The sequence below is a fragment of the Bacillota bacterium genome (genome assembly GCA_012727955.1).
Taxonomy (GTDB): Bacteria; Bacillota; Limnochordia; order DTU087; family JAAYGB01; genus JAAYGB01.
Genome location: JAAYGB010000054.1, coordinates 1 through 1,960 on the forward strand (window position 1 = coordinate 1; position 1,960 = coordinate 1,960).

General features: G+C 51.8%; 2 protein-coding genes. Both read right to left on the minus strand.

What is annotated here, in order from left to right; translation table 11 throughout:
• Nucleotides 1-49 precede the first annotated feature (49 nt).
• Entirely contained in the window at nucleotides 50-898 is an 849-nt protein-coding gene (gene pstC, locus GX030_09380; protein NLV92586.1) for a phosphate ABC transporter permease subunit PstC, read from the minus strand.
• Between the two features lie 72 nt (nucleotides 899-970).
• Nucleotides 971-1,825, minus strand: coding sequence for a phosphate ABC transporter substrate-binding protein (locus tag GX030_09385; protein NLV92587.1), 855 nt, complete (start codon nucleotides 1,823-1,825; stop codon nucleotides 971-973).
• Nucleotides 1,826-1,960 lie beyond the last annotated feature (135 nt).

The following is a 1,960-nucleotide window of genomic DNA, read 5'->3' on the forward strand; positions in this document are numbered from 1 at the left end:
TTGTATGAATTCCATTTCTGCGCCAGGCTCTGGGTGTTAATCGGTTCCATTAACTAGCCCTCCTTTTCAGCAGCGAGAACGAGAGGTTGATAATCAGGATAAAGACAAACAGGAGTACCGCCGTAGCGATCAGAGCCTCTCGGTGCAAGCCATAGGCGTAGCCCATTTCGATGACGACGTTGGCGGTCATCGTTCTAATCCCCTTCAAGATACCCGCGGGCATCCGGGCTTGGTTTCCCGCAACCATAATTACCGCCATCGTTTCGCCAATGGCCCGTCCAACACCAAGGACGATAGCTGCCAAGATACCGGACCTGGCCGCAGGCAAAGTGACAAAAAAGATGGTGCGCTCATGGGTTGCCCCCAGGGCCAGTCCACCTTCGTAGTAAGCCTTGGGAACAGCCCTTAGGGCTGATTCCGACACCTCGATGATGGTAGGCAGGATCATAATCCCCAGCAGCATCGAGGCCGTGAGAATGCTGGTTCCGTTGCCGCCAAAGGTATTCCTCACCCAAGGGACCAGAACCACTAGTCCGAAAAAGCCGTAGACTACTGAAGGGATGCCTGCCAAAAGCTCGATGATGGGCTTAAGGATACGGTATAACCTTGGGGGACAGTAGTTGGCCATGAACAGGGCAGTCAAAATCCCGATGGGAACTCCGAGAATCACTGCCCCGGCAGTGACGTAGATACTGCCGAGGATCATGGGAAAGATCCCAAAGATGTTGTTTAAGGGTCGCCATATTCTACCGAAGAGAAAGTCAAAGATCCCTATATCCCACATGGCGGGAAGGCCATTGACAAACAGAAAGACGCAGATCAAGGCCACGGCCAGGATTGAGGTACAGGCGGCCAGCCAAAATACGCCTTGCATGATCTTCTCTGTATTTCTACCCATACAATGTCTCCTTAACTTGGGCGCAGCAAAGGGCTACCACTTAGGGTAACCCCTTTGCTCGCGGTGCCGGTATTAGTCGAGAATTTCCTTCCAGTCGATAATCTCACCCAGGTAGATGTCTCTGACTTGCTGGCTGGTCAGCCCCTCCACCGGGTTGTCGTTGTTGACGATGACGGCGATTCCGTCCATTGCCATTACCGTGGCATCCAATTGGGCTAGTTCAGCCTCTTTCAGCGCTCTGGAAGCCATACCGATATCGATGATGCCGTTGATAGTTGAAGTCATTCCTGTAGTAGAATCACTGAGTTGAATCTCGATGGCAGCATTGGGATTGAGTTCAAGGTAGGCCTCCCGCAGTTTCTCCATTACCGGAGTCACCGAGGAGGAACCGCCAACTACAATCCGGCCCGAGGGCTTAGTTCCTTGGTAAGGTTCTTCCCCGGCCACTGAGATATAACCGCTGGCTTCAACTACTTCTTGACCTTCCTTACTCATGATGAAATCGATGAAGTCCTTGGCCAGCTCACTGGTCTCGCCCTTGGTGGCAATGTTAAAGGGTCGGGCGATTTTGTAGCTGCCCTTCTTGACGTTCTCGATGGTGGCAGCAGCACCGTCAATGGAGACGGCCTTGACTGTATCATTGAGGGACCCGAGGGAAATGTAACCGATGGCGGCTTCGTCGCCAGCAACACTCATCATCACCACCGAGGTGCTGTTGCTAATGGTTGCCTCGAGGGTAGTAAGGTCAACACCGTCTTGCTCGATACCAAGCAGCTCCACAAAGGCTCCCCGGGTACCGGAGCCCGCTTCCCGAGAGACAACGGTAATCCCCTTGGAGAGGTCATTCCCTCCGCTTCCGGACCATCCTAATGTAGTAACTGTCAACAATAATACTGCCAGCAGACCAATTCCGATTGCTTTCTTCAATGCAGTAGCCTCCCTTATTGATTGGCTAAGTCGTCGTCATCATTTCAGTTACCATGATAGCCCGTCACTGTAAAATCCAAAGACAGGGTAATGTAAAATCTAGTTATGATTCAGGTTGCAAATTTGTTAATGAAA